The sequence below is a fragment of the Marivivens aquimaris genome (assembly GCF_015220045.1).
In the GTDB taxonomy this organism is placed as follows: domain Bacteria; phylum Pseudomonadota; class Alphaproteobacteria; order Rhodobacterales; family Rhodobacteraceae; genus Marivivens; species Marivivens aquimaris.
This window is the reverse complement of the sequence record NZ_JADBGB010000001.1, coordinates 2,339,946-2,365,646: the sequence shown is the minus strand read 5'-3', so window position 1 is coordinate 2,365,646 and position 25,701 is coordinate 2,339,946. Positions and strand designations below refer to the sequence as shown.

At 59.8% G+C, this 25,701-nt stretch carries 27 protein-coding genes; 18 read left to right on the top strand and 9 right to left on the bottom strand.

Translation table 11 applies throughout. The features are described 5' to 3' along the window. Positions 1-19: 19 nt before the first annotated feature. The 8 genes from IF204_RS11685 to IF204_RS11650 form a co-directional block, all read right to left on the bottom strand. Complete coding sequence (locus IF204_RS11685) at positions 20-1,165, bottom strand: phytanoyl-CoA dioxygenase family protein (protein WP_194097187.1); 1,146 nt, start codon at positions 1,163-1,165, stop codon at positions 20-22. A gap of 69 nt (positions 1,166-1,234) precedes the next feature. After that, a complete protein-coding gene (gene iolE / locus IF204_RS11680; protein WP_194097185.1) occupies positions 1,235-2,131 on the bottom strand; it encodes a myo-inosose-2 dehydratase in 897 nt (298 codons plus the stop codon). Between the two features lie 4 nt (positions 2,132-2,135). After that, positions 2,136-3,128 (bottom strand): inositol 2-dehydrogenase, encoded by a 993-nt coding sequence (gene iolG / locus IF204_RS11675; RefSeq protein ID WP_194097183.1) that lies wholly within the window; start codon positions 3,126-3,128, stop codon positions 2,136-2,138. A 36-nt stretch (positions 3,129-3,164) separates the two neighbouring features. Next, complete coding sequence (locus IF204_RS11670; RefSeq protein WP_194097181.1) at positions 3,165-4,193, bottom strand: Gfo/Idh/MocA family protein; 1,029 nt, start codon at positions 4,191-4,193, stop codon at positions 3,165-3,167. A 12-nt stretch (positions 4,194-4,205) separates the two neighbouring features. Further along, on the bottom strand, positions 4,206-4,979 hold the full coding sequence (locus tag IF204_RS11665; RefSeq protein WP_194097180.1) for an SDR family oxidoreductase: 774 nt from the start codon (positions 4,977-4,979) through the stop codon (positions 4,206-4,208). A 2-nt stretch (positions 4,980-4,981) separates the two neighbouring features. Further along, positions 4,982-5,797: a TIM barrel protein gene (locus IF204_RS11660; RefSeq protein ID WP_194097178.1), complete on the bottom strand. Its 816-nt coding sequence runs from the start codon at positions 5,795-5,797 to the stop codon at positions 4,982-4,984. A gap of 147 nt (positions 5,798-5,944) precedes the next feature. Continuing rightward, complete coding sequence (locus tag IF204_RS11655; RefSeq protein ID WP_194097176.1) at positions 5,945-6,976, bottom strand: LacI family DNA-binding transcriptional regulator; 1,032 nt, start codon at positions 6,974-6,976, stop codon at positions 5,945-5,947. A 26-nt stretch (positions 6,977-7,002) separates the two neighbouring features. Then, positions 7,003-8,034: a LacI family DNA-binding transcriptional regulator gene (locus tag IF204_RS11650; protein WP_194097174.1), complete on the bottom strand. Its 1,032-nt coding sequence runs from the start codon at positions 8,032-8,034 to the stop codon at positions 7,003-7,005. A 172-nt stretch (positions 8,035-8,206) separates the two neighbouring features. On the opposite strand from IF204_RS11650, the gene IF204_RS11645 reads away from it, so the two are divergent. The 11 genes from IF204_RS11645 (at position 8,207) to grxB (ending at position 18,126) form a co-directional block, all read left to right on the top strand. Further along, entirely contained in the window at positions 8,207-9,238 is a 1,032-nt protein-coding gene (locus tag IF204_RS11645) for a sterol desaturase family protein (protein WP_194097172.1), read from the top strand. Positions 9,239-9,243: 5 nt separating this feature from the next. Then, positions 9,244-10,266, top strand: coding sequence for a sterol desaturase family protein (locus IF204_RS11640; protein ID WP_194097170.1), 1,023 nt, complete (start codon positions 9,244-9,246; stop codon positions 10,264-10,266). A gap of 92 nt (positions 10,267-10,358) precedes the next feature. After that, positions 10,359-11,321: a sugar ABC transporter substrate-binding protein gene (locus IF204_RS11635; protein WP_228069166.1), complete on the top strand. Its 963-nt coding sequence runs from the start codon at positions 10,359-10,361 to the stop codon at positions 11,319-11,321. A 108-nt stretch (positions 11,322-11,429) separates the two neighbouring features. Beyond that, positions 11,430-12,452, top strand: coding sequence for an ABC transporter permease (locus IF204_RS11630; RefSeq protein ID WP_194097168.1), 1,023 nt, complete (start codon positions 11,430-11,432; stop codon positions 12,450-12,452). An 11-nt stretch (positions 12,453-12,463) separates the two neighbouring features. Continuing rightward, a complete protein-coding gene (locus tag IF204_RS11625) occupies positions 12,464-13,459 on the top strand; it encodes an ABC transporter permease (RefSeq protein WP_194097166.1) in 996 nt (331 codons plus the stop codon). A gap of 4 nt (positions 13,460-13,463) precedes the next feature. Then, a complete protein-coding gene (locus IF204_RS11620) occupies positions 13,464-14,279 on the top strand; it encodes an ATP-binding cassette domain-containing protein (protein ID WP_194097164.1) in 816 nt (271 codons plus the stop codon). A gap of 86 nt (positions 14,280-14,365) precedes the next feature. Beyond that, positions 14,366-15,418 (top strand): fatty acid desaturase, encoded by a 1,053-nt coding sequence (locus tag IF204_RS11615; RefSeq protein WP_194097162.1) that lies wholly within the window; start codon positions 14,366-14,368, stop codon positions 15,416-15,418. A 25-nt stretch (positions 15,419-15,443) separates the two neighbouring features. Then, a complete protein-coding gene (locus IF204_RS11610) occupies positions 15,444-15,755 on the top strand; it encodes a MocE family 2Fe-2S type ferredoxin (RefSeq protein ID WP_194097160.1) in 312 nt (103 codons plus the stop codon). Between the two features lie 34 nt (positions 15,756-15,789). Next, positions 15,790-16,569, top strand: coding sequence for a TIM barrel protein (locus IF204_RS11605; protein ID WP_194097158.1), 780 nt, complete (start codon positions 15,790-15,792; stop codon positions 16,567-16,569). Positions 16,570-16,584: 15 nt separating this feature from the next. Continuing rightward, entirely contained in the window at positions 16,585-17,397 is an 813-nt protein-coding gene (locus tag IF204_RS11600; protein WP_194097156.1) for a 3-methyl-2-oxobutanoate hydroxymethyltransferase, read from the top strand. A gap of 96 nt (positions 17,398-17,493) precedes the next feature. Beyond that, the gene (gene grxB, locus IF204_RS11595) at positions 17,494-18,126 is read left to right on the top strand and encodes a glutaredoxin 2 (protein ID WP_194097155.1); all 633 of its coding nucleotides are present in this window, start codon (positions 17,494-17,496) and stop codon (positions 18,124-18,126) included. On the opposite strand, the gene IF204_RS11590 is transcribed toward grxB, so the two are convergent. Further along, on the bottom strand, positions 18,127-19,164 hold the full coding sequence (locus tag IF204_RS11590) for a LacI family DNA-binding transcriptional regulator (RefSeq protein ID WP_194097153.1): 1,038 nt from the start codon (positions 19,162-19,164) through the stop codon (positions 18,127-18,129). Positions 19,165-19,322: 158 nt separating this feature from the next. Between IF204_RS11590 and IF204_RS11585 the strand changes: the two genes are divergently transcribed. The 7 genes from IF204_RS11585 to IF204_RS11555 all read left to right on the top strand — a co-directional run bounded on the left by IF204_RS11585 (position 19,323) and on the right by IF204_RS11555 (position 25,581). Then, complete coding sequence (locus IF204_RS11585) at positions 19,323-20,285, top strand: substrate-binding domain-containing protein (RefSeq protein ID WP_228069165.1); 963 nt, start codon at positions 19,323-19,325, stop codon at positions 20,283-20,285. A 108-nt stretch (positions 20,286-20,393) separates the two neighbouring features. Then, entirely contained in the window at positions 20,394-21,461 is a 1,068-nt protein-coding gene (locus tag IF204_RS11580; protein ID WP_194097151.1) for an ABC transporter permease, read from the top strand. A gap of 11 nt (positions 21,462-21,472) precedes the next feature. Beyond that, on the top strand, positions 21,473-22,303 hold the full coding sequence (locus IF204_RS11575) for an ATP-binding cassette domain-containing protein (protein ID WP_194097149.1): 831 nt from the start codon (positions 21,473-21,475) through the stop codon (positions 22,301-22,303). A 57-nt stretch (positions 22,304-22,360) separates the two neighbouring features. Then, the gene (locus tag IF204_RS11570) at positions 22,361-23,260 is read left to right on the top strand and encodes a sugar phosphate isomerase/epimerase family protein (RefSeq protein ID WP_194097147.1); all 900 of its coding nucleotides are present in this window, start codon (positions 22,361-22,363) and stop codon (positions 23,258-23,260) included. A gap of 11 nt (positions 23,261-23,271) precedes the next feature. Next, positions 23,272-24,297, top strand: coding sequence for a Gfo/Idh/MocA family oxidoreductase (locus IF204_RS11565; RefSeq protein WP_194097145.1), 1,026 nt, complete (start codon positions 23,272-23,274; stop codon positions 24,295-24,297). Positions 24,298-24,310: 13 nt separating this feature from the next. Next, the gene (locus IF204_RS11560) at positions 24,311-25,252 is read left to right on the top strand and encodes a sugar phosphate isomerase/epimerase family protein (protein ID WP_194097143.1); all 942 of its coding nucleotides are present in this window, start codon (positions 24,311-24,313) and stop codon (positions 25,250-25,252) included. A gap of 38 nt (positions 25,253-25,290) precedes the next feature. Further along, complete coding sequence (locus IF204_RS11555; RefSeq protein ID WP_194097141.1) at positions 25,291-25,581, top strand: putative quinol monooxygenase; 291 nt, start codon at positions 25,291-25,293, stop codon at positions 25,579-25,581. Positions 25,582-25,701 lie beyond the last annotated feature (120 nt).

The window sequence follows — 25,701 nt, the reverse complement described above, 5'->3', positions numbered from 1 at the left end:
TTCCTTCCGGCGTTCTTTTTCAAGCCTTGCGGCGGGCGGTGTAGGCGTCGAGCGCGCTGTTGAATTCCTCGGGCGATGCGCCCTCGGCCAGCATTTCCGACATCATCACCGCTTGGGTCTTGGGCGCGAGGCCACCAATCGGTGGGTCGGTGTCGAGGTTTGTCGGGAATGAGTACCCTTCGGCACAGGCAGCAATCGCGGCGTCCTGTTCTGCTTTGGACTGATCCAAAGTAGCTAACGCTGGGTAAAGCGCGCGGGCCATGGCGTCGCGGTCGATCGCCTCCATCGCGCGTCCCATCGGGGACGAAACTTGCAGTAGGTTCGCAAAGCGCGCCACGTCCGACGTCCGGTTGTCACCGGCTGCATGGAACAGTGCGGGGCTGAAGAACACCAGATCGCCCTTTTCAAGCGGCAGCTGGACGAAGTGCTCGTCGAAGTACGCGACAAACTCCGGCATTCGGTAAGCGAGGTAGCCGGGCTCGTAGGTCTGGCTGAACGGCAGCAGACGGGTCGGGCCGCTTTCGACTGACATATCGCAGTGAGCGACCGCGCCCTGCAGCGTCATCGCGGGCGACAGAAGGTGGACCATAATCGGCAGCGCGGCGGCTTGCCCTTCGGTCATGAAGCCAAGGTGGAAATCGCGGTGCGCTTGCTGCGCCTTGCCGCCCGGACGGACGAGGTTCACCTGCGACGTCATCTGGTATCCGCGCCCGAGCCAAGCCTCGGCCACCGCATCAATGGACGGATTGGCGTGATAACGGGCAAAGGCCGCGGGGTCTTTCAGGCAAAGCTTTTGCAGCGCGTTCCAGACGCGGTCATTCGCGCCAGCGGCCGCAAAGTGGTCAGCACCGCCTCCGCTCGCCGCTTTCTCCTCCGCGATGATCTCTTCATAGAGGCGCGTCGCCTCATCCAGCACGCTTAGATCGGCAAAGCTGTTCTTGATGACCAGAACGCCAGCGGTTTTGCCGAGCACCTCGGCCCATTCCGCCATCAACTTGCGGCGCTGGGCGGTGTCGCTTAGCGCAGGGCCGAGGCGTGCCATGTCGTAAATCGGGATGTTCTTCTCGATCCTGTCGGCCTGCGGAACGGCGGATGGATCAAGCGTTTGTTCGCAGAGTTTTGCGAAGTCTTCGATCTTGCAGTCGTCTTTGGTGAAATAGCCCATTCTATCCTCCCTGATGTGGATGGTCGCGGGTATTGCAGGCGCGGCAGCAGGGGCCGCCGCGCCGGACGGTCAAATCAGACCGGTTTCTTTTGCCAGACGCTTGAGCGTCGCCAGACCGAGGGTCTGGTAGAGCAGCGGATTGCGGACGTTCGGGTCCTGCTCCGCTTCGATAACAATCCAGCCGTCGTAGCCTTTGGCAGCCAACTGGGTGAGGAGCGGTTTGAAATCGACCGCGCCTTCCTGATCGCCGGGAACGGTGAACGCGCCCGAGATCACGCCTTGGATGAACGACATACGGTCCTTGCGAACACGCTCCGCCACAGCGGGGCGGACGTTCTTGGCGTGGAAGTGCGCAACGCGGTCGATATGCTTGGCCAGCACTTCTTCGGGATTGCCACCACCGAAGAAGCAGTGACCCGCATCGAACAGCAGTTTCGTCGCCGGACCCGTCGCCGCCATGAACGCGTCGATCTCTTCGGGAGATTCAACGATGGTGCCCATGTGGTGATGGTAGGCGAGCGAGATGCCTTCGCTCTCCATGTACTTGGCGAACTCTTCGATCTTGGCACCGAAAGCGGCCATCTCGTCTGCGGACAGGCTGGGCTTGTCGTTGACAGGGATGGTCGGGTCGGAGTGGATCGCGTTCGAGGTTTCGCAAGTCACGCAGACCTTGCAGCCGTTTTCCTTGAGCTTGGCGAGATGCGGCTGGAACGCCGCGATCTCGTCTTCCAGCGAACGGGTCAGAAGCTCGGTCGAATACCAGCCCGAGATGAACTTGAGGCCATAGGCGCCAAGCGTCTCGCGCAGTTCGACCGGATCTTCTGGCCAGCGGTGGCCGTTCTCGATCCCGTCGAAACCGATCTGGCGACCGGCTTCGTCGAGGATGCGCTCGGTCGGGATGTCCGCGCCGATCGACTGATCGTCGTCATTCGCCCAAGCGATAGGGTTCGTGCCGAATTGGACCATCGGATCAGCCCAGCGTCACGGCTTTGCCGGTCTTGGCGCTTTCCAGAGCCGCCTCGGCCAGTTCCAGTGCCTTCAGACCGTCCAGACCGGTGGTCGGGGTCGGCGTGCCGTTCTCGATCGAGTCGACGAATGCGGCGATCTCGTTGGCGTAGGCCATGGTGTAACGATCCATGAAGAAGTTCAGGAGCGGCGCTTTGTGGTAGCCGTCCTCGACCGCGACTTCGACGGTGTTCTCATGGGTGTTCTGGGCATGCGCCATACCGAGCGAGCCGAGCACTTCCATGCGCTGATCGTAGCCGTAGGTCGCGCGGCGCGAGTTGGTGATGGTGCACTGCTTGCCCGACGCGGTGGTCAGGATGACGTTGACGCTGTCGAAGTCGCCAAGTTCGCCAATCGCCGGATCGGTCAGAACGCTGCCGCGTGCCATGACGGTGGTGACTTCTTCGCCCAGCAGCCAGCGGGCCACGTCGAAGTCATGGATGGTCATGTCGCGGAAGATGCCGCCCGAGACCTTGATGTACGACGCGGGCGGCGCGCCCGGATCGCGCGAGGTAATGGTGACCATCTCCACGTCGCCGATCTTGCCGCTGTCGATGGCAGCTTTGAGCGCCATGAAGTCGGGGTCGAAACGGCGGTTGAAGCCGACCATGAGAGTCGCGCCTTCGGCTTCGACGGTGGCCAGAGCCTGCTTCACGCGCTCGACGTTCAGGTCGACGGGCTTTTCACAGAACACGGCCTTGCCGGCCTTGGCGAACTTTTCGATCAGGTCGGCGTGGGTATCGGTCGGGGTGCAGATGACAACGGCGTCGATGTCGTCCGAGGTTGCGATCGCGTCGATCTCGCGGATTTCGCAGCCGTACTTGTCGGCGACGCGCTGTGCCGCTTCGGCAAACGGTTCGGCAACAGCGACCAGCTGGGCGGACGGGATGGACGACACAGCGCGGGCGTGGACTTGCCCGATACGGCCTGCGCCGAGAATTGCGAAACGAACGGTCATTTAGAGCTCCTGTAAGTGGCCGCTCGGGCCATAGTGTTAGTCGATAAGAACGGTTTGGCCGGTGCGCGCAGCCTCACGCGCCGCATCGAGGATGCGAACGGTGTGCAGAGCGCCTTCGGACGGAACGGGGCCAGTGCCGCCGGATTGGGCGGCCTTGGCGAATTCGGAGTAGAGGTCCTGAATCTTGGATTGGACCGAGGGGACGATTTCTTGGCTGCCCTTGGTGTAGAGCGTGCCCCACGCCTCTTCGGGCTCGATGCCCCAGCCTTCGGGGTCGTTGATCGGGCGCTCGCCAGCGATGGCGCGGCGGGCCTGAACGTCGGTGCCGTTGACGACAAAGCAACCTTTGGACCCGTAGACGCGGATTTCGCGCTCGGTGAAGTAGTTTATCTTGGTCGCGCTGATGTAGGAATGCACGCCGCTCTTGTGACGGACGTGGACGTTGAAGCTGGCGTCGGTTTTGCCTTCGGGCAGATCAACATAGTCGACCTGCGCGTCGACCGCCGCAGCAGGACCGAAGAGGTAGAGCATCTGGTCGATGACGTGGCTGCCGAGGTCGCGCAGCAGGCCGCCGCCGGGGCCAGCCTCCAGCGTCTCCCAGTCATCGAAGTCCATGCGGTTGTGAACGCGCCAGACGTCACCGATCTTGCCGCTGTCGATCACGCTCTTCACCGTGCGGAAATCGGTGTCCCAACGACGGTTGTGGAACACGTTGAGCAGAACGCCTTTCGCCTTGGCCGCTTCGACCATCTCTTTCGCGTCTTCCAGCGTCGGGGCAAACGGTTTGTCGCAGACAACGTGCAGGCCCGCCTCGATCGCTTCCATGACGAGCGGCTTGTGCGTTTCGGGCGGGGTGGTGACGGTCACGGCTTCGATCTCGCCCGCCGCGATCATGTCGGCGAGGCTCGCGTAGACCGGCACGCCCGGGAACTGTTCGTTGATCTGGGCGATTTTGTCCGCCGAGCGCGCAACGACGCCCGCAATTTCGATGCCCTCAGCAACTTCGATATACGGCGCGTGGAAAACGCGACCGCCAAATCCGTAGCCTACCAAACCTAGTTTCATAACCTTGTCCTCTTACTCTGGCAGCGCGCCGACCACGTTCTGATCGAAGTCCACGATGGCGCCGGTCATGACGCCCGACGCGGGGCTGAGCATCAGCGATGCCTGCCGCGCCACGGTGTCCGTTTTGACCAGCGTGCCCATCGGCTGCGCTGCTTCTGCTTTTGCGAGCCAATCGTCATCGGCTCCGTGAAAATCGCGTTGGATCTTGTGCTCGCCCGGCGTGTCCATCCAACCGCAGTTGATGCCATTGACGCGGATGCGGTTGTGGCGAAGCGCCTGCGCCGCGTTGCGGGTAATCGTCGTCAGGGCGCCTTTGGAAGCGGCGTAGGGGCTGAGGAAGCTCTGCCCGACCATCGCCGAAACCGTGAGGATATTGACGATCGACGCAGGCCGCCCCGCGTCGATGGCATTCTGCGCAAACCGCTGGATCGCAAAGAACGGCGAGCGCGTGTTGATCGTGAACATGCGGTCGTAAAGCTCCATCGACGTATCGAGGATCGAGCCCCGCTCGGTCGACGCACCCGCAATCGCCATCGCGTTCAGACCGCCGAACATTGCGTCCGCATCATCCACCAGCTTCATTACCGCCGCCGTGTCCGAAAGATCGACTGGCATGAACTCAGCACCAATGCGCTGAGCCGTTGCCTCGCCAACTTCGGGATTGCGGCCAGTGATGACGATCTTGCGGCAACCTTCAGCGATCAGACGAAGCGCAATCGCTTCGCCGACACCTTGCGTGCCGCCAATGACCAACGCAGCCGTGTTCTGGTGGATCTGCTCGGCCATCATCAAGCGTTCAGCTGCGCTTCGATGTAGTCGAAGGACTTGCCGATTTCTTCCGCGTGATTGTCGAGCTGCTGCGTTTCCGGTGCGAAGCATTCGTAGGAGAAAGCACCTTCGTAGCCCGCGTCGATGAACGCCTGCATCTGCTCGATATTGCCGAGCTGGTCGTTCGCGTCGATCAGCACGCGGTGCGCGTCGTCCATATCGTCGATGGTGAGCGAGGGGTCACTGACGCCCGAGATGTGCACGATGCCCGTCTGCCCGGGATAGATCGAGCCGCCTTCAGCAAGTGTGTGGTGGAAGGTGTCGTGGACGAGCTTGTAGCGGTCCTCGACCTCGAGCGCCTTGAGAGTCTCGATCAGTTCGTCCTTCGACCGCAGCGACGAGCGACCGAAGCCGAGCGGTTCGACGAGCGCGATCATGTCGGCCTCGACCAGCATCGGGTAAATTTCCTTAAGCGCGATGCGCAGGTTCGCCTGACGCTCGCCATTGGCTGTGCCGACGCCGTCGTTCCGCGGGATCAGGCTGATGGTTTCGGCCTGCGCGGCTTTTGCGGTTTCGATCAGCTTGGCGACTTCCGCGCGGCGGTCATCGTTCCAATCATTGAACGGATAAACCTGGCTCAGACCGACGAGGCGCAGTCCCTTGGCGCGGATCATCTCGCCCGCAGCGGCGGGGTCCATGTTGTCGAAAAGCGGGCGATCCAGCGCGTCCATGTCATTGCGGGCTTCGACGCCGATGCAACCGAGCTGGGCCGCCAGATCAAGGAATGCTTCGAACGAGAGATGGGGAACCGTAATCTGGTTCAGCACTTTTTTCATTGTGTCCTCCAAGAGCGCCCGAATCTCCACTTCCGGCCGCTGTTGGTGGCACCGTGAGGCCGAAGCCCGTGTCAGGTCAATTTGGTGAGGCACATATCGCGTCATTGATGACGAAATTTGGTAGGAGTTAATGACGTAAAAACGTCATCAGATCATCTCCGGTAGAATGACCCTCGGTTCCAGAAAGCTCTGGCCTGCCACGCCTTCTGATGCGTCGTCGAAGGTCTCCGTCACCAATTTGACCAGTTCGCTGCAAAGCTCGGGCAGGGGGGTGACATTGACCATTTGCACGTAGCCATCAGCGAGCGCCGCGCGGCTTTCGTGGGTCAGTTCGTTGACGATCAGACTGACTTCTCCGGCCTTGCGGCTTTCCCTTAGTGCAGCGATCGCACCTTCCATTCCGCCGCCTGCGACGTAGATGCCGGTCAGGTCGGAGTGACGGTGGAGGAGGTCAAGCGTCGCCTCATAAGTCACCTTGCGCGTTTCGAGATTCACCAGCGTATCCAGCACTGTAAAGCTTGGCGCTTCGGCGCGGATATAGGAGCGGAAACCGACTTCGCGCAGGTCATGACCGTGCCAGCGGTTGCCGCCAACGAACACTGCTAGCTTGCCGGGTTTGCTGATCGTGTGCGTCAGGAACCAAGCGGCAGTGCGCCCGACCTTCATATTGTTAAGGCCAATATAGTATTTCCGGATACCCTGAGCAGTGTCATTCAGGAGCGCGACGACCGGCACGCCTTTGTCCTTCAACTCTTGCACGACCTCGTCAAGTTTCTGGTGGTTGATCGCAACGCAAGCGATGGCGTCGACGGTATTTCCCAGCGCGCGAAGTTCCGTTGCGAAGTCATCGGGCGACTGCGAGGCGGCGTAGCGGATGATGACCTCGCCGCGCACGTAATGTTGGGTCGCCATGGCCGTTTCGATCTCTTTGGCGAAGTTCTGGTAGAACTCTTGCGAACGCTTCACCAGCACAACCCCAAGCCGGCAGCGTGGCTTGTTTTCGGCAAGCTGGCTCATCAGGCTACCCTTGCCGTGGTAGCCAACGCGGTGCGCGGCATCGACGATCTTCTGCAGGGTGTCCTTGCGGACGGTCATCCGCCCGTTGATGGCGCGATCTACAGTCGTTGCGCTGACGCCAGCGGCCGCAGCTACGTCTTTGATTGTCGGACGGTTTGCCATCAATGACACTTTCTGACGTTTTTACGTCATATGTTCTGTGAGGTGTAAATCTCGAAGTTCAGATGGGTCGTCGTCGCGCCTGTGACCACACCGCGGACCTTTGCATCGATCAAGCTTTGGATCGTCTGGCGCGCCATGGGGAAGATCGGATGGCAGATCGACATGGTCATCGAGCCGTCGATGAGACCGTTCCGCGTTGCCTCGAAAAGCTCGTATCCGATGACGATCAACTCGTGGTCCCGACTTGTCTGACGCACTGCTTCAAGCACGCCGGTGATGCCCCCGCCGGACACGAAAATACCCTTAAGGTTGGGGTGGTCGCGGATCAATTCGGTCGTCAGTTCCTTGGCAATCGCAAGGCTCTCGAAGGTCGAGCGAGGCTCTAGCAATGTGAACCCAGAGGCGTGTTCGCGGAAATAGGAGCGGAAGCCGATCTCGTTCAGTTCCTGATTCCGGTAGCGCGGGTTGCCGACCAGAATGGCGATCTCGCCCTCGTCGCGGCACATCTTATCAAAGCCCCAAGCGGCGGTGCGGCCGACTTTCCAGGAATCGAGGCCCACGTAACCGACCTCGCCATCGGCGGAGAGAGGTGCGATCAACGCAATGACCGGCGTGTCGGTGGCTTGGACGTCGTTGATAGCCTGCGAGACGCGGGGATGTTCGGCAGCAACAACCGCAATCGCCTCGCACTGGTTGCCCAGATTACGAATGCGGGCGGCGACGTTTTCGGGATTGAGATCACTGAGGTATTCGAGTTTCAGCACGATCCGCGCGTTCTGATACGACTCCGCGATCTGCTCCAACGCATTGCCTAGCCCGCGATAAAACGCACGGTCGCTCTGTTGAAGCAGTACGCCGATGGTGTGCGTTTCGCGCGATTTCATGATGGCTGTCTCGATCGAGCCGAGGCCATAGAAACCGATATCTTCGGCGGCATGAAGCACCCGATTGCGTGTCGGCAGACGCACCGATTCTGGCTGGTTGATGACCCTGTTCACCGTGGAAACGGATACCCCTGCCGCGTCAGCCAAATCCCGTATCGTTGGTCGCGAAACCATCTTTGCCTCCCTCAAAAAGTTCCAAAGCATCCTCTCCCTGAGATGAATTGGAACCAAATTTTGATACAGATTGGATCAGTCTTGATCGATCTTGCGACAATCTGTCAACCATCTCTGCAACCCGCTCGGCCATCTGAGGAGAACGGCAGGGCGGTTGAGGGGAGTATTAGTCATGGATGATCTGAAGTTCGGTTCGCGCGACAAGCGCGGCAATTGGGCACCCAATGAACCGCTCGATATCGCACCGTTCTGGACCGGCAAATTCAACATGCTCGGTGAGTTCGCGCGTGCCTATCTTTGGCCGTGGAATGCGTTCCACATGGCGATGACGCTCGCCTACTGGTTCCTGCTAATCCAGCCGAACCTCGCGCTGTTCCAGACGTTCAGCCTCGCCGGTTTCGCGCTGCTGCTGGCTGCCAATGCGGCTTGTATCTTTGCGATGTACGGCTCGATCGAGCTGTTCTTCTACGTCCGCCGCAAGCAGGACAATCGTTTCAAGTACAACGCCAAGTTTCCGTCGGAAAATCCGTCTGACGTGTTCTGGTTCAAATCCCAGAATCTCGACAACTTCGTGCGTAGCATGTTCATGTCCGTGCCGATCTGGACGGTGATCGAGGTGATCTTCCTCTACTGCTTCACCAACGGTATCCACGCCTTCGGCTGGCTGAGCTGGGAAGACAGCTGGATCTACCTCGTTATTCTGACGCTGATCACGCCGATGATCCACGAAGTGCACTTCTTCTGCATCCATTGGCTCATCCACCAACAGCCGCTTTATAAGTGGGTGCATTCGGTCCACCACAACTCGATCAACCCGAGTCCGTGGTCGTCGCTGTCGATGCATCCGGTGGAAAGCACGCTCTATTTCGCCGAGGTGCTCTGGTATCTGATCATCCCGTCAAACCCGATCGTCGGCATGTTCACGTCCAAGATGATCGGCTTTGGTGCCGTCAACGGTCACATCGGTTTCGACAAGCTTGAAGTGACCGAAGACAGTGCGGTCGATACGCACGCCTACGCCCACTACCTGCACCACAAGTACTTCGAGGTGAACTACGGTGGCGACGGCCTGATCCCGCTCGATAAGATGTTCGGCTTCTGGCACGACGGTTCGAAAGAAGCCGAAGAGCGTATGAAGACGCGTTTCAAGGCCAAAAAAGAGCGCGTTAAGGCAAGGAATGCCGGCGTTGCGGCGAAGGGCTGATCGGGATGGATGATCTCGCCTTCGGAACCAAGGACAAGCGCGGAAACTTCCGCCCGAACGAGCCGATAGGTCTGTCGCCCGTCGCCACGGGCGCGCTTGGCAAGGTTCCGGAGTTCGTCGTCAGCTATCTGTTCGGCTGGAACGCCGTCTACATGGCAATCACGCTGGTCTACTGGTTCCTCGTTCTGCCGAGCGCCGAGACGATGGCGACGCTGGAGTGGGGCTGGGCACTACGCCTGCTGATCGTGAATATCGCCGCCATCGCGCTGTTCTTCGGCGGCTTCGAGCTGCACCTCTATATCCGCAAGCGCCAGCATGGGCGTTTCAAATATAACGGCACCTTCCCGGCAGAGCGCCCGTCGGACGTGTTCTGGTTCAAATCGCAGGCCATCGACAACTGCATCCGCTCGCTGTTCGTAACCGTGCCCATTGGCACCGCGATCGAGGTGGTTTGCCTGTGGCTGATGTATTCGGGCGCTGTGCCGACGCTGTCGCTGGAAAGCAACTTCGTCTGGTTCGCCGTCCTGCTCGTGCTCTCGCCGATCCTGCATGAAGGTTACTTTTTCTTCGTGCATCGCCTGATCCACTGGGGACCGCTCTACAAGCACGTCCACTCGGTGCACCACAACTCGATCAACCCGAGCCCGTGGTCGTCGCTGTCGATGCATCCGGTCGAAGGACTGCTATATTTCGGGACGGTTGCGTTTCACCTCGCGCTGTTTTCGCACCCCTTTCTCGTGCTTTGGCAATTCAACCTTGCCGCTTTCGCAGCGATCGTGGGGCATATCGGCTTTGATCGGCTCGAAGTGGGTAAAGACCGCGCAATCGAGAGCCACGCTTACGCCCATTACCTTCATCATAAGTACTTCGAGGTGAATTACTGTGATGACGGCGTGCTGCCGTGGGACCGCTGGTTCGGCACATGGCACGACGGCTCTAAGAAAGCCGACGAAGAGATGAAGGCCCGCTTTCGCGCAAAACGCGAAAAGCTGAGAGCCAAAGGAACGGGAGGGGCCACCTCACCGTGACCCTCACGCCCCCGACGACTGAGGAGGACTCGGGGACTACCACGAAATGTTCGGGCCGCGGTTATGCGGTGAAAAATTGGAGGATACTGAACATGAAACTGACCAATCTTTTTGTCGCGGCTGCGACGACTGCGATGATGGCGACCACCGCGATGTCCGCAGACATCTTTGTTATCGGCGGTAAGCCGGACGATCCGTTCTGGTCGATCGTTAAGCGCGGCGCCGAAGACGCAGGTCTTGTTGTCGAAGCACAGGGTGGCTCGGTCACTTGGCTTGGTCCGCAGAACTACGACAACCTCGGCGTCGACGCTGCGGAACTGATCCGTCAGGCCATCGACCAAGGCGCTGACGCAATCGTCGGTCCGGACTGGGTTCCGGAAGCCATGGACCCTGCATTCCAGGCTGTTGTCGACGCAGGCATCCCGCTTGTCATCTACAACGCTGGCGGCATCGAAGCGGCTGACCGCCTCGGCGCTATGAACTACGTCGGCGCAGTCGACTACAAAGCCGGTGTTGCTGGCGGTGAATACCTCGGCTCGAACGGTGGCAAGAACGGCGTTTGCATCAACTCGCTGCCGGGCGCTGCGAACATCGAAGACTACTGCAACGGTTTCGTTGAAGGCATCGAAAGCACCGGTGGTACCGGTTCGGTCCTGCCGCTGCCGGCAACCGCACAGGGTAACGTGACCGCAGTCGCTCAGGCGATCCGTGCTCACCTCCTGCAGAACCCGGACATCGACTCGGTCTTCACCACGGCTAACCTCGACGCAGTTGGCGCAGTTCAGGGCATCGCTCAGGCTGGCAAAGAAGGCGCTGTATCGCTCTGCGGTATCAACTTCGACGAAGCCATCCTGACCAACATCAACGACGGCAAGCAGGCCTGCGCAATCGACCAGCAGGGTTACCAGCAGGGCTACTACGCAGTTTCGATCCTGAACGGCTACGTGAACTACGGCCTCAACATTCCGACCCGTGAAATCCTCACCGGCCCGGGCATCGTTGATGCGTCGAACATCGCGTCGACCATGTCGGGCGCTTCGCAGGGCACCCGCTAATTCTCGAGCAATACGAAATAGGACCGCGCAATCCGTTGCGCGGTCCGTCCAAAACGAAGGCCCGCGCATTGGGGCATGGTGAAGTGCGTGGCGCACTGGGGGAGAGAAATGTCATCTGAAACGACGAATTCCGGTGGTTCATCCATCAATTTCGGCAGTCTGATCCGCCGTCCCGAAGCAGGGACGCTGCTTGGAACGATTGTCGTCTACATCTTCTTTGCCAGTATGGGCGGCGAGGTTTTCGTGGGCGCTCCCGGTTGGTCGAGCTTCCTGAACATGGCCGCCGAAGTCGGTATCATCGCACTTCCCGTCGGCCTTCTGATGATCGCGGGCGAGCTTGATCTGTCGGTGGGCTCCGTCCTGCCCGCAGCGTCGCTCACCACCGCGCTGATTTCCGGCCATTACGATTTGCCCACTTGGATGGGCATCCTCGGCGGTCTCAGCGTCGGCCTTCTGGTCGGCCTCGTGAACGGCCTTCTGGTGACTCGTACCACGATCCCGTCGCTCATCATCACCATCGGCACGATGTTTGGCGTGATGGGCCTGACACTCGGTTTCACCGTTCTGATCGCAGGCAGCACCGGCGTCTTCATGACACCCGACCCACTCGCCAAGTCGCTGCTGGGTCAGTTCATCGGCGGCATGTTCCAGGTCACGATGTTCTGGTGGTTCGGCTTTGCTGCCGTCATCTATTTCTTCCTGCACATGTCCCCGTGGGGCAACTGGGTCTTCGCTATCGGCGGTGACCGCGAAAGCGCCCGCAACGCAGGTATCCCGACCAACAAGCTGACCATCGGCCTCTATATGCTGTCCGGTTTCGGCGCGGCATTCGTCGGTGTCTCGCAGGTTCTGACGTTCCAGTCCGCGCAGGTTGCGGCGGGTCAGGCGTTCATCTTCAACTCGATCATGTGCGTTGTTATCGGCGGCGTTCTGATGACCGGCGGCGCTGGTTCGGTCATCGGCATCGTCTTCGGTACGCTGACCTTTGCCATCGTGAACCAAGGCATCTTCTTCAGCGGCCTCGACCCGAACTACGGCTCGATCATCATCGGTGCGCTTCTGCTGATCGCCGTGATGTCTAACGACACGTTCCGCAAGCTCGCGCTCACCTACGCGACCAAGAAGAAGTGAGGGCCAGAGCCATGAACGATACTATGATGAAAGCCTTCCGCCAGCCCGGCACCCCTGCGATCCTCAGCCTGATCGGCGTTATCGCTTTTTACGTGGTCTTCGGCGGCGTCAATATCGTCGCCCTCGGCGGCGCGGCGAGCTGGGTCAACTTCGCGGCCAATATGGGCATTGTGGCCCTTCCGGTCGGTCTGCTGATGATCGCCGGAGAGCTCGACATCTCCATCGGTGCGATGATCCCCGCCGGATCGATGACCATCGCGATTATCTCCGGTCACTACGGAATGCCGATCATCGTCGGGATGTTGGGCGCACTCGCGCTGGGTGTCATCGTTGGCACGATCAACGGCATCCTTGCGATCCGCACTACGGTGCCGACGCTGATCATCACGCTCGGTACGCTGGTCGCGATGCAGGGCGTGGTCCTGTCGGCGTCCAAGGTTCTGACCGGCGCTGCCAGCGTGTCGCTCGACGCACCGGAATGGGCCAAGTTCATCTTTGGCCGTCTCGTCGGAGGCAGCCACCAGATCATCATCGTGTGGTGGATCATCTTCGCCGTTGTGTACTGGTTCTTCGTCCACAAGAGCCCGTTCGGCAACTGGCTGTTCGCCATGGGCGGCGACAAAGATTCTGCCCGCAACGCAGGTATCCCCGTCCGCAAGATGACCATCGGTCTGTTCATCCTGTCAGCTACCGCCGCGACCTTCGTCGGCATGTGTCAGGCGATCCTGTTCAACTCGGCTCAGGTGTCGGGCGGCATGAACATCATCTTCAACGTCATCGTCAGCGTCGTCGTTGGCGGCACGCTGATCACGGGCGGCTTCGGATCTGTCGTGGGTATCTTCTTCGGCACGCTGACTTTCGGTGTGGTGAGCCAAGGCATCTACTTCACCGATATCGACCGCAACTGGTCCAGCCTGATCATCGGCATCATGCTTCTTGCCGCCGTCGGCATGAACGAGACCTTCCGCAAAAAGGCGCTCAGCGCCGTTTCCAAGAAAAAGGCCTGAGATCATGTCTTCCAACGCACCCGTTATCGAACTGAAGAATGTCGACAAGAGCTTTGGCCCGATCGACGTTCTGCATGAAATCTCGCTGAAGGTCCGCGCGGGCGAAGTGCTCTGCCTGCTGGGTGACAACGGCGCCGGTAAATCGACCCTCATCAAGACTCTTGCCGGTGTTCACGCACCGACCCGCGGCGAGATCCTCGTCGACGGTAAGCCGGTTACGTTCGACGGCCCGCGCGACGCGCAGGATCGCGGCATTGCGACCGTGCACCAGTTTGGCGGAACGTATCCGCTAATGTCGGTCGGCCGTAACTTCTTCATGGGCGTCGAGCCGACCAAGGGCTTCGGTCCGTTCAAGGTCTTCGACCGCAAGACCGCGAACAAGATCGCCGTCGAGGAAGTCCAGAAGATGGGCATCACGCGCATCACCGACGGTGATCGCCTCGTGGGCGGCCTGTCGGGCGGTGAGCGCCAGTCGCTCGCGATTGCCCGCGCCGTGTACTTCGGTGCCCGCGTTCTGATCCTTGATGAGCCGACTGCGGCACTTGGCGTCAAGCAGGCGGCGCACGTTCTGCGCATTGTGAATGAAGCGAAAAAGCGCGGCCTCGCCGTGATCTTCATCACCCATCAGGTCATGCACGCGATGACTGTGGGCGACCACTTCGCGGTTCTGATCCGCGGCGCGATCGCCGCCGACTTCCGCAAGGGTGAAAAGACCCGCGAAGAGATCACCGACCTCATGGCCGGCGGCGAAACCATGGCCGACCTCGAAGCAAGCATCGAGGGCTATGCCGAAAGCCAGACCGCGATGGCCGCCCAGTAAAAAGCGCCCGTTCGCGGGCGCCTGAATTTACCATGCGCCGCACTTCGGCGTTTTTGACCTAGTCTCTTTGCTCTCTGGAGGTCGATATGCCTCGTGACTACAGCCTTGTCGGCCCTGACTCCATTCGCGCTGTCGAAACCGGCCTCGTGACCGAGGACTGGTATCGTACGCCTATCGATCGCAAGGAAATGAAGGCGCTCATGCGCCGTTCGGACCAGCCTGCGATCCGCGATACCATCATCCTGTTCGGCCTGATGGCAGCATTCGCGGCCATTGCCATCGTGCTGATGCCGTCGTGGTGGTCGGTGCCGTTCTGGCTGGCTTACGGCGTGCTTTATGGCTCGGCCATGGATAGCCGCTGGCACGAGTGCGGGCACGGCTCCGCGTTCAAGACCCGCTGGATGAACAACGCAGTCTATCAGGTCGCCTGCTTTTGCATGATCCGCGATCCGTATTGCTGGAAATTCAGCCACGCCCGCCACCACTCGGACACGATCATCGTCGGGCGCGATCCGGAGATTTCGATCATGCGTCCCGTCATGATGCTCAACAGCACGTCGAACCTCATCGGCATTCCCGATGTTATCGGCGGCGTGAAGGCGATGTTCTTCCACGCGTTCGGCAAAATCGACGCGGAAGAGGCCGAGTATCTGCCCGAAGTCTTCCACGCCAAAACCATCCGCACCGCGCGGATCTGGCTGGCGATCTATGCCGTGACCATCGCAGCGGCCATTGTGTTCCAGTCGTGGATTCCGCTGCTGCTCATCGGTCTGCCGCGTCTCTTCGGATGCTGGCACATGGTGATGTGCGGCTGGCTCCAGCATGGCGGGCTGTCGGACAATGTGAACGATCACCGTCTGAACAGCCGTACCGTGATGATGAACCCGATCAGCCGCTTCATCTACTGGAACATGAACTACCACGTCGAACACCACATGTTCCCGCTGGTGCCGTACTACAAACTCCCCGAATTGCACCGCGTCTGCGGTTGGGACTTCCCTGTCCCGTGCAAGTCGATAGCCGAGGGTTATGCCGAAATGCTCCCCGCATTGTGGAAGCAGCGCAAGGATCCCGACTACCACATCCGCCGTCCGCTCCCCGCAACGGCGAACCCATATCAGGACAAAAGCGCAGTCTGAGACTGCCCCACAAAGGAGAGGCCGAATGGCTCAATGGATTGATGCGTGCGCAACCGATGACATCGAAGAAGAGGATGTCATCCGTTTCGACCATGGCGACCGTACCTTCATCATCGTACGTGATCACGAAGACAACTACTACTGCACCGACGGCCTGTGCACCCACGAGGACGTGCACCTGTCCGACGGTATGGTGGTCGAAGCGACCATCGAATGCCCGAAGCATTCGTCGATCTTCAACATGGAAAACGGTGAAGTCGAAACGCCGCCCGCTTGCGAAAACCTGCACACCTACCCGACCAAGGTTGAGGGTGGCCGCGTCTTCGTCGAAATCTGATCAGCTCAGCGCTATCATCTGAAAGTTCGTTATAATGACTCAACCGTTTCCGCTGGCGGCCTGCGCCGAGATGCTGTGGCAGGACAAGCCTATGGAATGGCGCGCTGCGCGCCTGACCGAGATGGGCTTTGGTGTCGGCCTCTGGAACTGGCCGGCGCATGATCTGGGCGCCCTCGAAAAGGTCGGCGCCAATTACACCATTATGAACGGCTATCTCGTTGGCCGTCTGGCTGACGACGAGGGCGCGGACATGCTGCTGGCGTCGGCGCGCGAAACCGCGCAGGTCGGCAAGCGCCTCGGCGTTGACCGTCTGAACCTGCACGGCACGGGACTTGGTGACTTCGGTTTGCCGATCCCGCAGCTTTCGGCCTTCGCGCCTGGTATGCGCCTTCGCGCCCGCGATACGCTGCACCGCATTTGCGACATGGCCGAGGAAGAGGGCGTGGTCTTCACGCTCGAAAACCTGAACCTGCGCGAACATCCCGGCTGTCCGTTCAACACCACCGCCGAAGTCCTGTCGCTCGTGGCCGAGGTCAACCGTCCGCAGCTGCGGATCAACCTTGACCTCTATCACACCCAGATCGGCGAAGGTGACTTGATCCGCTGGTGCGAAGCGTGCCTTCCGTGGATCGGCGAAGTGCAGGTTGCCGACAATCCTGGTCGCTGTGAACCCGGTACCGGCGAGATCAATTACCCCGGCATTGCGCAGGCGCTGTTCGACATGGGCTATCGCGGACCTGTCGCGATGGAAGCCTTTGCGAAGGGTGACCCCGAGGTCGCTCTCGAAGCGTTCCGCGCTGCCTTTACCCTCTAACCAAGGATACGTTTTATGTACCACAACCGTCCGCACGTCGAAGACATCCGCGCCATGAAGAAGCGTGGAGAGAAAATCTCCATGCTCTACGTGACCACGCTGGAAGAGGCTGCCGCTGCGAACGAGGCCGGCATCCACATGCTGTCGATCGAACGCAAGTTCTGGTCGCCCGAGATGCGCGAAGCTGCCGGTCAGTGCTTTGTTCAGGTCGGTCTGCCCTACGGTCCGCACGGCCCCGCTGGCGCGAAGCTCGTCACGGCAGAGGATTACATCCGCGCCGCGTTCGAAGCCGGTGCTATCGGCGCCGACTGCTACTATTGCGCAGCGTCCTACGACATCCAGAAGGCCATGGTGGACAACCACCTCGCGGTCGTCGGTCACATCGGCCTCATCCCGTCCTATATCACATGGACTGGTTGGCGCGCTGTTGGCAAAACCGGCGACGAGGCTGCGGCGCTTTATGCTCACGCCAAGAAAATGGAAGAAATCGGCGTCTTTGGTGCCGAGCTCGAAGTCGTTCCCGACCGCGTTGCAAAGTACCTGACCGAGAACACCAATCTGATTATGCTCGGCATGGGCGCGGGCAAATACGCCGACGCACAGTACCTCTTTACCGAGGATGTCTGCGGTTACGGCGTCAACCACAAACCGCGCCACGGCAAGGTCTACGCCGACCTCGGCAAGAAGATGCGCGAACTTCAGGCCGAGCGCATCGAAGCGTTCAAAGCCTTCCGCGCTGACGTCGATAACGGTGGCTATCCCGAAGCCCAGCACACCGTTCCGATCAAAGACGACGAGTTCGACGCTTTCCTCAAGTCCGTCGAATAATCGCGAAACCCTTGCCCCTTGCGTGCCGTCATGGCAGGTGAGGGGCGTATTCCGTTTCATGCCAACATTTGTCACGGTGACCGAAAGGAGACCGCGTTGAAGCTATTTGTCTACGACCATTGCCCGTACTGCATCCGCGCCCGTATGCCGCTTGGCCTGAAAGGGATCGATGCAGAAGTCCACTATATTCCGAACCATGACGAAGAGACCCCGATCTCTATGATCGGTGCCAAGATGCTCCCGATCCTCGAGGATGCGGACGGCTACATGGGCGAAAGCCTCGACATCGTGGAGAAGCTGGACGGCCTGTCGGGTGAGCCCGTGTTCGGCGGCAAGCCGCGTGCCGAGATCACCGATTGGATGGACAAGCATAACCATGCGATCAACGTGCTGGTCATCCCGCGCTCGCCCGATCCGGTTTACCCTGAGTTCCGCGTGCCCGAAGCGATTGAGTATTTCACCGGCAAGAAAGAAGCTTGGCTCGGCGATTTCGATGGCCTGCGCGCACAGACCGACGAGCGTCTTGCAGAGGTCGAGGTGGCTCTGGCCGATCTCGTCCCGCATCTGCCGGATGCCGAAGGCGCGTCGATCGACGACATCTACCTGTTCCCCGTTCTGCGCTGCCTGACCATCGTGCCGAACCTCACCATGCCGGACGAAGTCATGGACTACACCGCTCGCATGTCCGAGCGGTGCGGCGTTCCTCTGGTTCCCGCGCTCCGCGCCTGATCAGATATTTTCTGGCGTCACGACCTCTAGCGGCACGGTCCGCTGGAGTGTAATCCCCGCGCCTTTGCTGTTGGTCACGTCGATCATCGTCTCGATCAGCGTAGACGAGATTTCCTTGAGCGGGTGACAGAGCGCGGCGGTGATGAGCCCTTCGGTCAGCCCTTTGCGCGTCTCTGGCCCGATATCGCGGCAAATTACACGCACACCGCGCCGCCGTTCGGCAGGCGCCTCGCGCAGTGCCTTCAGCACACCGGAGATCCCGCCGCCCGCGATCATGAGGCCGGCGAGTTTCTCTTCGGTCTCCAGCAATGACTTCACCATTCTATAGGCCTCAGCCGAGTCCTCGTTAGTCGGGCGCGACTCCGTCACTGTCAGGTGGGGTGCGTTTTCGCGCAGGTACGACCGGAATGCGGCATCGGCCATGTCCTGACACTGGTAGCGGTGGTTGCCGAGGAACAGCGCGACTGTTCCTGGATCGGGTGACATTTCGGAAATGAACCATGCAGCGGTGCGGCCCAGCCGCCAGTTGTCGGTGCCGACGAAGGCCGCGCGGTCGGGCGAGCTTTGGTCCGTGATATAGGCGACGGTCGGCTTGCCCTGCATTTTGAGGTCGCGAATAGCCTGACCGATCAGCGGATGGTCGGCCGCGATGATCGCTACAGCATCGCATTCCTTGCCAAGCGCGGTCAGGCGCTCCGCGATGTTGGAGGGTTCCAGCAGGTCAACGAAGTCGACGAGCGGCGTGACCTTCTCGTCTCGGCGCATCGCGGAGGCTTCTTTGATGTGCTGCGCGAAGATTCGGTACACCTCGCGAGTCGACTGCTGGAGCAGAAATCCGAATCGAAAGTTAGGAAGTTGCTCATCGCGGCGCGCCTCGATCACATTCAAACCGTAATAACCTATACGCTCTGCGGCGTGCTGAACCTGCTGGATTGTGGCAGGGCGAACGCGGGATGTGCCTGCGAGAATGCGATTCACTGTAGAGACGCTGACACCTGCGGCTTCGGCTAAGTCTGCGATAGTAGGGCGATTTTTCATTTTGAATTATTGAAGCTTCATTTTGACATGCCATAAAATGAAACAAAAATGTCTTTATGAGGCAAGCGATATTTCGCGATGGGCGCTCTTTTGGTAATTTCCTTTCACCGGCAGCAATGGAGATGCCGCCGGTGTGTATCCACGGGAGGAAATACCGAATGACTATTAAAACTCGCATTATGCGTGGTCTCATGGTGTCGGCACTGGCAATGACTGCTGGTTCGGCAATGGCTCAGGACATCGCTGTCATCGCTGGCTCGATCGAAGACGCTTTCATGGACAAAATCAAAAAGGGCGTTGATGACGCGACCCACATGGTCGAAGCCAACGGCGGTACCGTTCAGTACCTGCGCACCCAGAACTACGAAAACTTCGGCCCTGACCTTGTGACCCTGATCAACCAGGCTGTCGCTCAGGGCGTAGATGGCATCGCGATCCCGGTTTGGGTTCCGGACGCCCAGATTCCCGCGCTTCAGGCTGCTGCCGAGCAGGGCATCAAGATCATGCAGTACAACTCGGGTCTGCCGGTCAAAGAAGACATCGGCGCGATCAATTACTTCGGTTCGGATGAATACGCAGCTGGCTACGGCGGTGGTGAATACCTCGCAGAGCAGGGCGCGACCCACATCCTGTGCCACATCCAGCTTCCGGGTGCGATCAACCTCGAACAGCGTTGTGAAGGCGTCACCGACGGTGCTGCTGCTCACGGCGTAAAGGTTACCGTCCTGAACACCCCGCCGAACCTCGACGGCGACGTCACCGGTACTGCCGAGGCGTTCAAGGCTGAACTCATCGGCGACAGCTCGATCGACGCTCTCGTATCCTGTGCAGACTTCGGTGCAGCTTCGGCCGCCAACGCAGTCGAGCAGACCGGCATGGAACTCATGATCGGTGCATTCGACTTCTCGCCGGCTTCGCTCGAGCGTATCTCGGCTGGCACCCAGACCATGGCGATCGACCAGCAGCCGTACCTGCAGGGCTTCCTCGCGACTTCGATGCTGTTCTCGAACCTCAAGTTCGGCACCGAAATCTCGACCGATCCGGTTCTCACCGGTCCGGCAATCATCGACGCTTCGAACGTTGATGTTGTGAAGTCGGGCGCCGAGCTGGGCGCACGCTAAACCTCTCCCTCCCGATGCCGGCCAGCGCTTCGTCGTTGGCCGGCGTTCTTCTACTAAGTCCGCGACTGGGACAGTGGGCGCAATCAAGACACTTGGAGAAGTGCCAAAATGGCCGACACATCAAACAACGGAAATTCGACAGGGGGCAGCGGTTTATCGCTTTTGGGCCTGTTGCGTCGCCCCGAGGCAGGTGCTGCCGCGGGTTTCATTCTGGTTTTCGTCTTCTTTAGCTACTTTGGCTGGGACAAGAACTTCCTCACTCCGCTCGGGTCTTCGACCTGGCTGAACTTCGCATCCAAAGTCGGCATTATCGCCATTCCGGTCGGCTTCCTGATGATCGCAGGTGAACTCGATATCTCTGTGGGCGCTCTGATCCCCGCAGGCGGTATCGTTCTCGCGATGTCGGTCGAACAGTTCGGAATGAACATCTGGCTCGCTGTCCTGTTCACGCTGGTCGTGGCCGGTGTCATCGGCTGGGTCAATGGCATGTTGGTCACTCGCACGCAGGTGCCATCGCTCATTGTGACGCTCGCAACGCTCTTCGTGATCGCAGGTCTGAACGCCTACGTGTCCAAGCAAATCGCGGGCACCACGCAGCACAGCCTGCCCGATGCAGGTGTCGTGTCCGAGTTCATCCTCGGCGACTATCACAACCTCATTCTCGGTGAAGGTTTCACCATCTTCCGCAGCCTCCAGAGCTCGTTCTTCATCTGGATCGGCTTTGCACTGATCTGTTTCTACGTGTTGCACGTTTCCCCGTGGGGTAACTGGATCTTTGCAATGGGCGGCGATCAGGAATCCGCACGCAACGCAGGTATCCCGACCAACCGTCTGAAGATCGCCCTGTTCATGCTCTCGGCTATGGCCGCTGCACTGGTCGGCATGACCGAAGCGGTACTCGCCAATTCGGCATCCACGACGACCCAGTTCGGTATGATCTTCAACTCGATCATCTGTGTGGTTGTCGGCGGCGTGCTTCTGACGGGCGGCTTCGGCACCGTGACCGGTACGTTCTTCGGCACCCTGACCTTCGGTATCGTCTTCCAGGGCATCAACTTCACCACCTTCGATAAAGACCTCAACATGCTCTTTATCGGTGTGCTGCTGCTGATCGCTGTTCTCATGAACGACACCTTCCGCAAGCTCGCGACCAACGCGTCGACCAAGAAGAAGTGAGGCCTGAGATCATGTCTTCCAACGCACCCGTTATCGAACTGAAGAATGTCGACAAGAGCTTTGGCCCGATCGACGTTCTGCATGAAATCTCGCTGAAGGTCCGCGCGGGCGAAGTGCTCTGCCTGCTGGGCGACAACGGCGCCGGTAAATCGACCCTCATCAAGACCCTCGCCGGTGTTCACGCACCGACCCGTGGCGAGATCCTTGTCGACGGTAAGCCTGTCACTTTCGAGGGCCCGCGCGACGCGCAGGATCGCGGTATCGCGACCGTGCACCAGTTCGGCGGAACGTATCCGCTGATGTCGGTCGGCCGTAACTTCTTCATGGGCGTGGAGCCGACCAAGGGCTTTGGTCCGTTCAAGGTCTTCGACCGCAAGACTGCGAACAAGATCGCCGTCGAGGAAGTCCAGAAGATGGGCATCACCCGTATCACCGACGGTGATCGCCTCGTGGGCGGCCTGTCGGGCGGTGAGCGCCAGTCGCTGGCGATTGCCCGCGCCGTGTACTTCGGTGCGCGCGTTCTGATCCTCGATGAGCCGACTGCGGCTCTTGGCGTCAAGCAGGCGGCGCACGTTCTGCGCATCGTCAACGAAGCCAAAAAGCGCGGCCTCGCCGTGATCTTCATCACCCATCAGGTCATGCACGCGATGACCGTGGGTGACCACTTCGCGGTTCTGATCCGCGGCGCTATTGCCGCCGACTTCCGCAAGGGCGAGAAGACCCGCGAAGAGATCACCGACCTCATGGCCGGCGGCGAAACCATGGCCGACCTCGAAGCAAGCATCGAGGGTTACATGGACTCCCATCATGGTCACCCGCCCAAGGTTGCTTCGGCTGACTGATCCGGTCCGCGCCGTTGAGGAGGCGGCGCGACCCAACTTATTTCTGGAGGAAGACGCATGAAAATCGCGCTAGACCCGTTTATGCACCGTCACCTGTCGCTCGAACAACTTCCGAGCAAGGTCAAAGAACTCGGTTATGACTGGATCGAACTCAGCCCCCGTGGTGACTTTCTGGAGTGGTTCAAAGCTCCCCGCGTGTTCCCCGACCGCGTCAAGAGCTTCAAGAAAGCACTGAAGGACGCAGACGTCGGCATCGCCACGCTGCTGCCGATGTACCGCTGGGCCTCGAACGACGAAGAAGAGCGCCGTGCAGCCGTCAAGCACTGGAAGCGTGCGATCGAGATCGCCGTCGAGCTGGAAGTGGACACCATGAACTCCGAGTTCGGCCGTGGCCCGCACCCCGATAAGGGCACCTGCTACTGCTGCCACACGGGTTCGATGATCGAAGCCTGTGAGGACGCGTGGTGGCGTTCGATGGACGAGCTGGTCCCGATCTTCGAACGTGAAGGCATCAACCTGCACATCGAACCGCACCCCGAAGACTGGGTTGAAACGCTCCAGCCGTCGGTCGACCTGATCCGCACTGTAAATTCGGACCGCGTGAAGTTCCTCTACTGTACGCCGCACACCTTCTACTTTGGTGACGATACCGTTGCGATGCTGCGCGAATGCGCCGACGTTCTGGCTCACGTCCACATCGCCGACACCTTCAACCACAAGGCATCGAGCGGCCTGCGCTACATCATCAACCCGCCGGGTTCGACCGCGCGCGTTCACCAGCACCTGAACATGGGTCAGGGCGAAGTGCCGTGGGATGATTTCTACAAGACCCTCGCCGAGATCGGTTTTGACGGCATCATGACCGCCTGCGTGTTCGCATGGGAAGAAAAGGCCGACGAGTCCGGCATCTTCATGCGCAACGAAATGCAGCGCTACATCGACAAATACTTCAAATAAGGAAGCATGTGATGGCTTTGAAAGTTGGTGTCATCGGCACGGGCATGATCGGTCAAGATCACATCCGCCGCCTGACAAAGGTCCTCTCTGGTGTTGAAATCACCGCCGTCAACGACATCGATGTGGAGCGCGCCAAAGAGGCTGCTCCCTATGGCGCTGAGGTCTTCGAGACTCCGAAGGCGCTGATCGAGTCCGACAACGTCGATGCAATCGTCATCTGCTCGTGGGGTCCTGCCCACGAAGAGCAACTGCTCGACTGTATTGCTGCCGGCAAGCCGGTCTTCTGCGAAAAGCCGATGACCACTTCGGAAGAAGCGGCGATCCGTATCGTTGAGGCCGAAGCTGCCTACGGCAAGCGCCTGATCCAGGTCGGTTTTATGCGTCGTTTCGATGCTGACTACCGCCGTCTGAAGGCCGTGGTCGATAGCGGCATGATCGGTGCGCCGCTCATGTACCACTCGGTTCACCGCAACGCGTCGGTGCCATCGCACTACACCTCGGACATGCCGCTGAACGATACGCTCGTGCATGATGCGGACATCTCGCGCTGGCTGCTGTCCGACGAGATCGTCGGTGTAGAGGTTCGTTACCCCCGTCGTTCCACCGTTGGTGGCGGCGAGCTGAAGAACCCCGTTATTGTCCTTCTCCACATGGAGAGCGGTGCGATTGTGGACGTCGAAATCTCGGTTGCGATCACCTACGGCTACGACATCCGTGGCGAAGTTTCGGGCGAAACCGGTGTTGCCTCGCTCCCGAACCGTCCGGCGACCGTTGTTTCGGACGTCAACGGCATCCGTCAGGCTATGCCGGAAGACTGGCGCGAGCGCTTCATCGAAGCCTACGACCAGGAATTCCGCGAGTGGATCATTGCCGCTGGCGAAGGCACTGCCACCGGCCCCAGCGCTTGGGACGGCTACGCCTCGACCTTGACCGCCGACGCTGCGCTCCGCGCTGCTGAATCGGGCAAGTACGAACCGCTCAAGATGATTAAGAAACCCGCCCTCTACTTGGAAGCACCGGCCGTCGCGGCCGAGTGAATAGGAACAGAAGATGAAGCTTTCTATTTGCACCGACGTGATGGGCGATCTGTCCTTCACCGATATGCTCGACAAATGCGTTGAGCTGGGCGTCGAAGGTGTTGAAATGACCGGTGGCGGCTGGTCGCCGGCTCCGCACTTCCGCGCTGACGAACTGCTGGCCGACAAGGGGCTGCGGTCGCAGAAACTGAAGGAAATCGAAGCGCGCGGTCTGAAGATCGCCGCGCTGAACTGCTCGGGCAACCCGCTCGATCCGGGTCATCTGGGTGCTAAGCACCGCAAGGAAATCGAAGAGACCTTCACCCTTGCCGGTGAAATCGGTGTGACCAAGATCGTCACCATGTCGGGTCTTCCGGCAGCGGCCCCCGAAGACACCGTTCCGAACTGGCTGACCTACACCAAATCGTGGCCCGCAGAGATGCCCGAGCGCGACCGTTACCAGTGGGAAGACTGTGCTTTCCCGTATTGGCACGGCATCGTCGATCATGCCAAGAAAGTCGGCGTCGAGAAGATCGCTCTCGAAAACTTCTCGGCCATGCTGGTCTGGAATCCGGACACCTTGTTCCGTCTGCGTAACGAAGTTGGCCCGATGGTCGGTATGAACCTCGACCCGTCGCACCTGTTCTGGAAGGGCGCTTGCCCGATCGCGGTTGCACGTGCTCTGGGCGATGCCATCCACCACGTCCATGGCAAAGACACCCGCATCGAGCGCGGTCTGGCAGATGTGAACGGTCTGCTGGAAATGCGCGAAGTCACCGACGTGGCCAACCGCGCTTGGAACTACGTCGCCGTCGGCGCAGGTCACGATCTGCAATGGTGGAAAGAGTTCTTCTCGGTCGTTGGTATGCTCGGCTACAACGATTGGGTTTCGCTCGAGATGGAAGACTTCACCATGTCGACCAACGCAGGCATCCAGTCTTCGATCGACGCGCTGCAAGCGACGATCATCCGTTAAGGAGAGCGGCGCGGCTCCGTGCCGCGCCCGACACTGTTATGTACAAGTTCATCATTACGATTGATTGCCTGCCGGGTACGCGCGGCAAGATCCTTGAGCGTGCGCCGGAAGCGCAAGCTGCCACCCGCGCCGAGGAAGGTTGCATCCAGTACGATTTCTTTGCCTGCACGGACAAACCGGACCGTCTGGTATTCGTGGAAACGTGGGTCGATCAAGCGGCGCACGACTTCCACATGGAACAGCAGCACACTAAGGACTTCATCGCTTACCACGAGCAGTTCAACGAAAAGCTGGTGTTCGAGACCATCAACGTCGCCTCTGGCGAGTGATCTTTTTTGGCGTTTTTGAAAGACGCATTGAACCGAAATGACACAAATTGGTGCGCTGATTGCGATCCAGTATATCGCAAAACGCACCTAGCGAAGTAAACGGCTGCGTGGCAACCTCTG

Coding starts and splice junctions, on each gene's coding strand:
- IF204_RS11560 (WP_194097143.1), top strand. CDS start 24,311: ATGAAGCTTTCTATTTGCACCGACGTGATGGGCGATCTGTCCTTCACC.
- IF204_RS11570 (WP_194097147.1), top strand. CDS start 22,361: ATGAAAATCGCGCTAGACCCGTTTATGCACCGTCACCTGTCGCTCGAA.
- iolG (WP_194097183.1), bottom strand. CDS start 3,128: ATGACCGTTCGTTTCGCAATTCTCGGCGCAGGCCGTATCGGGCAAGTC.
- IF204_RS11615 (WP_194097162.1), top strand. CDS start 14,366: ATGCCTCGTGACTACAGCCTTGTCGGCCCTGACTCCATTCGCGCTGTC.
- IF204_RS11685 (WP_194097187.1), bottom strand. CDS start 1,165: ATGGGCTATTTCACCAAAGACGACTGCAAGATCGAAGACTTCGCAAAA.
- IF204_RS11620 (WP_194097164.1), top strand. CDS start 13,464: ATGTCTTCCAACGCACCCGTTATCGAACTGAAGAATGTCGACAAGAGC.
- IF204_RS11565 (WP_194097145.1), top strand. CDS start 23,272: ATGGCTTTGAAAGTTGGTGTCATCGGCACGGGCATGATCGGTCAAGAT.
- IF204_RS11605 (WP_194097158.1), top strand. CDS start 15,790: ATGACTCAACCGTTTCCGCTGGCGGCCTGCGCCGAGATGCTGTGGCAG.
- IF204_RS11645 (WP_194097172.1), top strand. CDS start 8,207: ATGGATGATCTGAAGTTCGGTTCGCGCGACAAGCGCGGCAATTGGGCA.
- IF204_RS11610 (WP_194097160.1), top strand. CDS start 15,444: ATGGCTCAATGGATTGATGCGTGCGCAACCGATGACATCGAAGAAGAG.
- IF204_RS11555 (WP_194097141.1), top strand. CDS start 25,291: ATGTACAAGTTCATCATTACGATTGATTGCCTGCCGGGTACGCGCGGC.
- IF204_RS11660 (WP_194097178.1), bottom strand. CDS start 5,797: ATGAAAAAAGTGCTGAACCAGATTACGGTTCCCCATCTCTCGTTCGAA.
- iolE (WP_194097185.1), bottom strand. CDS start 2,131: ATGGTCCAATTCGGCACGAACCCTATCGCTTGGGCGAATGACGACGAT.
- IF204_RS11630 (WP_194097168.1), top strand. CDS start 11,430: ATGTCATCTGAAACGACGAATTCCGGTGGTTCATCCATCAATTTCGGC.
- IF204_RS11670 (WP_194097181.1), bottom strand. CDS start 4,193: ATGAAACTAGGTTTGGTAGGCTACGGATTTGGCGGTCGCGTTTTCCAC.
- IF204_RS11575 (WP_194097149.1), top strand. CDS start 21,473: ATGTCTTCCAACGCACCCGTTATCGAACTGAAGAATGTCGACAAGAGC.
- IF204_RS11640 (WP_194097170.1), top strand. CDS start 9,244: ATGGATGATCTCGCCTTCGGAACCAAGGACAAGCGCGGAAACTTCCGC.
- IF204_RS11600 (WP_194097156.1), top strand. CDS start 16,585: ATGTACCACAACCGTCCGCACGTCGAAGACATCCGCGCCATGAAGAAG.
- IF204_RS11655 (WP_194097176.1), bottom strand. CDS start 6,976: ATGGCAAACCGTCCGACAATCAAAGACGTAGCTGCGGCCGCTGGCGTC.
- IF204_RS11635 (WP_228069166.1), top strand. CDS start 10,359: ATGAAACTGACCAATCTTTTTGTCGCGGCTGCGACGACTGCGATGATG.
- IF204_RS11650 (WP_194097174.1), bottom strand. CDS start 8,034: ATGGTTTCGCGACCAACGATACGGGATTTGGCTGACGCGGCAGGGGTA.
- IF204_RS11580 (WP_194097151.1), top strand. CDS start 20,394: ATGGCCGACACATCAAACAACGGAAATTCGACAGGGGGCAGCGGTTTA.
- IF204_RS11585 (WP_228069165.1), top strand. CDS start 19,323: ATGACTATTAAAACTCGCATTATGCGTGGTCTCATGGTGTCGGCACTG.
- IF204_RS11590 (WP_194097153.1), bottom strand. CDS start 19,164: ATGAAAAATCGCCCTACTATCGCAGACTTAGCCGAAGCCGCAGGTGTC.
- IF204_RS11625 (WP_194097166.1), top strand. CDS start 12,464: ATGAACGATACTATGATGAAAGCCTTCCGCCAGCCCGGCACCCCTGCG.
- IF204_RS11665 (WP_194097180.1), bottom strand. CDS start 4,979: ATGGCCGAGCAGATCCACCAGAACACGGCTGCGTTGGTCATTGGCGGC.